This window comes from Mesorhizobium sp. FG116, assembly GCF_057809835.1.
Map to the genome: position 1 here is coordinate 1 of NZ_JBMDKS010000067.1, position 5,246 is coordinate 5,246.

7 protein-coding genes are annotated in these 5,246 nt (G+C 62.2%); 5 read left to right on the top strand and 2 right to left on the bottom strand.

Features of this window, described 5'->3' with window-relative positions; genetic code table 11:
- A partial coding sequence (locus ACODTY_RS23180; protein ID WP_488996531.1) for a hypothetical protein occupies positions 1–439 on the bottom strand: 439 nt, incomplete at its 3' end.
- 28 nt (positions 440–467) lie between these two features.
- Between ACODTY_RS23180 and ACODTY_RS23185 the strand changes: the two genes are divergently transcribed.
- From ACODTY_RS23185 to ACODTY_RS23205, 5 genes are all read left to right on the top strand, one after another.
- Entirely contained in the window at positions 468–632 is a 165-nt protein-coding gene (locus ACODTY_RS23185) for a hypothetical protein (protein WP_488996532.1), read from the top strand.
- Positions 633–939: 307 nt separating this feature from the next.
- The gene (locus ACODTY_RS23190; RefSeq protein WP_488996533.1) at positions 940–2,094 is read left to right on the top strand and encodes a hypothetical protein; all 1,155 of its coding nucleotides are present in this window, start codon (positions 940–942) and stop codon (positions 2,092–2,094) included.
- A 2-nt stretch (positions 2,095–2,096) separates the two neighbouring features.
- Positions 2,097–2,711 carry an RES family NAD+ phosphorylase gene (locus ACODTY_RS23195; protein WP_488996534.1) on the top strand — a complete coding sequence of 205 codons (615 nt, stop codon included), beginning with the start codon at positions 2,097–2,099 and terminating at the stop codon, positions 2,709–2,711.
- A 53-nt stretch (positions 2,712–2,764) separates the two neighbouring features.
- Positions 2,765–3,004, top strand: coding sequence for a hypothetical protein (locus ACODTY_RS23200; RefSeq protein WP_488996535.1), 240 nt, complete (start codon positions 2,765–2,767; stop codon positions 3,002–3,004).
- 20 nt (positions 3,005–3,024) lie between these two features.
- Positions 3,025–4,275: a hypothetical protein gene (locus ACODTY_RS23205; protein WP_488996536.1), complete on the top strand. Its 1,251-nt coding sequence runs from the start codon at positions 3,025–3,027 to the stop codon at positions 4,273–4,275.
- Between the two features lie 253 nt (positions 4,276–4,528).
- On the opposite strand, the gene ACODTY_RS23210 is transcribed toward ACODTY_RS23205, so the two are convergent.
- Positions 4,529–5,246 (bottom strand): NAD-dependent epimerase/dehydratase family protein (locus ACODTY_RS23210; protein ID WP_488996537.1); only part of this gene is annotated, 718 nt, incomplete at its 5' end.

Here is a 5,246-nt window from a genome sequence, read left to right on the forward strand (position 1 = left end):
ATGCCTCCATGTAGACCGGGTTGGGTCGATCGACCATGACATCATAGATGCCGGCGAGCGCACGGAGGGGCTTGGAATCGTCGCACACGACTTCGAGCAGAAGGTGCCGTTCTGCCCAGTTCCGAAGGTGGTCCGTCACGGCGCTGATCATGAGATCCAGCACCCACTTGCCATTGTCGCCGGTTAGCTGCAGGTTGCGCGTCTCGCTCGCGATAGTGACGTTGTAACCGCGCGCGAACCGCAGGATCGGGCCGAGCAGCATGTCGAAATGTTGCTCGTCGCTGGCTCCGAACAGAGCCGGGGCATCCGCTGGGTCAAGCGATCGCATGAAGCGTTCGAACTGCGCGGCGAGTTCCTCGGCGCCTTCGCCGGAGGCCAGCATCTGCATGTAGAGGAACGTCGCCATAAACCGGTGGAGGTTGTGGTGGTGGAACAGCATGTTGTTCTGCTGCAGGACCGGCTCGTAGATGTATTCGAAGAACTTCGCCGCCAGGCTTCAGGCGCTTGTCGTAGAGGGTCGCGATGTAGCGCCCCTGAATCCGCTCCAGAACTTCGGCAATGATCGCCCGTCCACGCGGCCGCTTCAGCAACTTGGCCGCCTTCAGTTCCCCCATCTGCAGGCGATGGCGTGAGCGCAGATCGTTGACGATCGAGTTTGCCTCATCGAGGTCGACGTCGACCGATGCATAGCCGAAGTAGGGCTGGGCACCGTCGAGCATGCGGTTCCCGGTGAAGCCCGCCTCGTCGCACGAGATCAGTCGCGGGAGGATCGTGGTGGACATGCTTGGTTGCTCGTCAGGCGCCGATTGCCCGAATGAACTCGTCGTCTGTGGGCACAGGGGGTTGATGCTCAAAGGTTGATAATTGCACGAAGTGACGCTATCTATCAACCGTGTTATCAACCGAGGTAGGCACTGGCCTGCCGGCCAGTGAGCGACAATGAGCGCGGAGCAGACTTCCCAGGAAACTCAAATCGATCCGATCGTGCGGGCCGTTGTGGAGGCGAGAGCGAGGGACGCGGGGAAGGGTGTGTCCGACTACCTCGCCGATCTGCTGATGATCACGCCGACGCACTCGCTGCAGCATTTTCTGGCCACGGGTGTCGGCGACCGTCCAGAGCCAAGCGACGAGCCGTACGGGCGCTACGCCAAATACCTGCTCGACACAGCACGCGACATTCGCGATCGAAACGACATCGACCATTGGTCTCACCTTGTTGCGGGACCGACGCCCTGGCTCGCATCCGAAGCCACGGCCAGCCCGGCGCTGCGCCTCGTCTTCGTCTTCAACTATCGGATCCAGAGCGCGGCACTGCTGATGAGCGCGGCCTTCGAAGAAGCTGCCGTCCATGACTTCGATTTCGCTAAGGCACGTTCAGGCTCGCGTCGAAGCCCCGCGATCCGCACTTGGTACAGCAGTATCGTTCACGACGTCTTCGACTGTTCCAAGCAGCTTCGGAGCGCGCTCGTTCACCAGTGGAAGCCGACGCCTCGTGCCGAGCGCCTTGCCATCGACGCGTTCGTCATCCTCAGCGACCTGACGCCGGCGCGCAACGAACTCCTTCGCCTGTGCCGCTATGACCGGCCGCGCGCGTTCTCCGAGCTCGCTCGGCATGTCGAACTCGCCGCGGACCAGTTTCGTTTGTCTGCCAACCTCCTTGCAGAGGTCGAGGGCGCATCACGCCCGCAGGAACTGCCCGCTGAAGTGCGCTTCGCCGAGATGTCGCGCCTGTTGCTGCAACGTGCCGGGGGAGGGCTCTCGCTCACCGAGGCCGCGAAGCTCCTCGGTACAAGTCGGCAGGCGCTGCACAAACGGGTCAAGACCGGATCCGCGCTCGGGCTTATGGATGGCGCTGAACTTGTCTTTCCGAAGTTCCAGTTCGTCAAGGAAGGCGATCGCACGTCGATCATCGAGGGGTTGGCGAAGGTCATCAAACTGTTCGATCGCAGCAAGTCGGGCCGCTGGTCTGCGCTGCAATTTCTGCTCGAGCAGGACCCCAATCTGGCTGTGCCGCCTATTGAGGCTCTCAAAGCCGGTGAGCTTCAAAAGGTCGGCGATGCTGCAGCTGCGTATCTCGATGTGGACGAGGACTAGACTTGCCCGTCACATTCCCTCCCACTGCGCGCTTTACAGCGGGCTTGCTACCCACGCAGCTCGACGCCGGCGAGATCATCGTGCGTATTCATCGTAAAGGGCAGGGTGCGGTGTTCTTCGGACCGGGTGCCGGCAGGCCGCCGCAAAACCGTTTCGATGCACCCGCTGGTGAATATGGCGTCCTCTATGCAGCCCGACGGCTCGAAGGTGCCTTCGTGGAAACGCTGCTTCGTCGGCCTGCTGGCCGGATCGTGCGGCGCGACTACATCGAAGAGCGACAGTGGACACCCATTCGCCTCGAGCGCCCGCTTACCCTCGCCAAGGTCATGGACGAGGGCCTGTTGTTCCATGGTGTCGACGCCTCAGTTAGCGCCAGCGATGACTATGGCCCGTCAAGAGCATTGGCACTCAATCTCTACAACGACTTCCCCTCGCTCGATGGCCTGGCCTACCGGTCGCGCCACAACAATGGGGAGATCTGTTACGCGCTTTTCGATCGCTTACCGTCCACAGATCTCGTCGAACTGCCGAGCCACCTCTTCGAGGACAACCGAACGCGGGTCGATGAACTCGTCCGACTGCACGGCGCAATCCTGGACAGCAGCGCGCCGATCTAGCAGCATCCGAACGCTCTTCACATCAGTGTTGTCCCCTTTCCGGAGCAAACCGCATGCCCGTAGCGAGGATTGAACGCATCGTCCGTGGCAGTGTGACCGGACGCGCGGAACGCGGTTCCGATGGCTTCTTTGCCTGCCACAACTTTGGCTCGAACGCAGCCCCGACCCGGCTTGCGAGTTTGGACGAGGTCGCCGACTTCCTGAGGTTGCGGGCGCGCAGCGGCGTGCGCATGAATCCTGGCTGGAGCCGGATCACCAAGAACATCTACATTGACGGCGTGCTGTTGCGCTGATCATCGTCCCGGAGTGCTCAATGGCGCGTCGCAAGATCACCGTCTTCTATGCCTGGCAAAGCGACCGGCCGACGAACATCAATCGTAACTTCATTCGTACGGCCTTGGACGAGGCGGCGGGCCGAATTGGCGAGGATGCCGAACTTGGCGTCGACGTGCTGATCGATGCGGACACCGAGGGCGTCGTCGGTACACCGCCGGTGACCGAGACGATCCTCGGCAAGATCTCTGCCGCCGATGTCTTCGTCCCCGACCTGACATTCGTTGCCGAAACGGACGCTGGCAAGCTCATCCCCAATCCGAACGTGATGATCGAGTACGGCTACGCGCTTCGCGCACTGACGTTCAAAGCCATGATGCCCGTAATGAACACGCATTTCGGCCCACCCGAGCAGCTGCCGTTCGACATGGCCCACGTCCGCCATCCGACACAGTATGATGCGCCACCGGACATCGCCGACGGTCAGCGCCGCACGCTTCGCGGTCAGCTCTCTCAGACCTTGGAGATCATCCTCCGGTTGATGATCCGGGAGATCGTTAGCCGCTCTCGTACCGATGCCCTGTTCACTCCCGTGACACCGGTGCGCCCGCCGGCGTTCTTCTTCCAGGCAGAGGACGTTCTCGTCAACTTCGGCAATCCCGGAGAGCAGGAGCTGCGCTTCAAGCGGGATCGGGTCATCTACATTCGGCTCTTCCCGACCTACGCGGACCAGCCTCGTGTGGGCTTGACGCGGGCAATCGAGGTGGCTCGAAAATTGAAGCCGCCGCAGCATCTCATCAAGTCGCCCAGCAACCAGAACGACTGGGGTGCGGTCAATGTCGAGCCGCATGGTGACGGCATCACGAGCTTCACCCAGATATTCGAAACCGGCGAGCTGTGGGGAGCGAGCGAACAGCCGTTTCGCGACAAGAACGCCATCGCGGCGATCGGCGTCGAGAAAGGCTTCGTAGCCGCGCTCGACAACTACCGCCTCGTCTACGAGAGGGACCTGAAGCTTCGGCCGCCCTTCACAATCGAGTTCGGCGCGACCGGCTTGAAGGATCAGCACCTTCTCGTTCCGAGCGTCGAGTTTCCGTCGACCGGAGAGCTCGCCGGGCCGATCCGGCGCGACAGCATCTTCCGCCATTACCAGCTCGGCAGCTTCTACAGCACCGAATGGATTGCGGCGTTGCGGGACTTTCTCATCGAGTTCTACGATCTGGCCGCGCAAGAGCGAGGCAAGGTGCTGACGCAGCAACACGTCGAGGCCAACCAACTGCCTGCCCTGTAGTCGGTCTCGGAGGGGGATTCGGCGTTTGTCTTGTCCGAAATATGCGACACGTTTCGGACATGCAGGCACCACGGCCATCGCCAAAGGCCCTGGGCTTCCAGCTTCTCCGCCGGCAAATGGAGCGCGCGGGTGATGAACCCGATCTCGCGCTGCCCGTTATTCTCGTAGTCTTTGATATAGAGCGCCGAGTGCTGGTACACGCGCGCGCTGCGTGCGCTCGATTCCTCCCAATCCTGAAAGAAGCGCACGGCGCCTACTCAGCCAGTTTCTCCTCGCGGATGATGTCGGCAAACCCCTGCCGCCAGGAAGCATGTCCGGGACGCCATCCAAGTTCCGCTTTGGCTTTGGCGTTCGATCCCGCACGCGATTGGGTCATCATGACGACGAGATGGTCGCCGGCGATCGGACGTGCCAGCCAGCCGGGGAAATGGAACGGCGGTTTGGCAGCGAGCATCGCGGCCAAGGCTGGCAGCCATGTGTGAACCGGCGCCGGATCGTCGTCGACGATGTTGTAGATGCCGGAGCCCTGCTCGACCGCCAGGGCGGTCGCCTCGGCGGCATCGTCGATATGCACGAACGACCACCATGCCGTGCCCCTGCCGATCACCGGCATCCGCCGCCTTCGAACCTGATCGATCATCGACCGATCGAAGACGCCGGTGTCGGGGCCATAGAACCCGCCATAGCGCAACGCCACGCCGACAATTCCCGGTGCCGTGGTGACGGCGTTCTCGAGATAGCGGATCGCGTCGAGCGTCCGGCGCTGCTGTGCCGGAGGATCTGGATCGAGCGCGTCATCCTCCGATTTCACGAAGCCGCCAGTGCGGGCGTAGGGCCAGCCGCAGAAGCTTTGCGCGACAATGCGCTTCACGCCGCTTTCGCGGGCCGCTGCCAGCAAATTGTCCGTACCGACGGTGCGCAGGCGATTGCTGTTGGCAAACGCCCGATCGAACCGGCGCAGGTCCGACTCC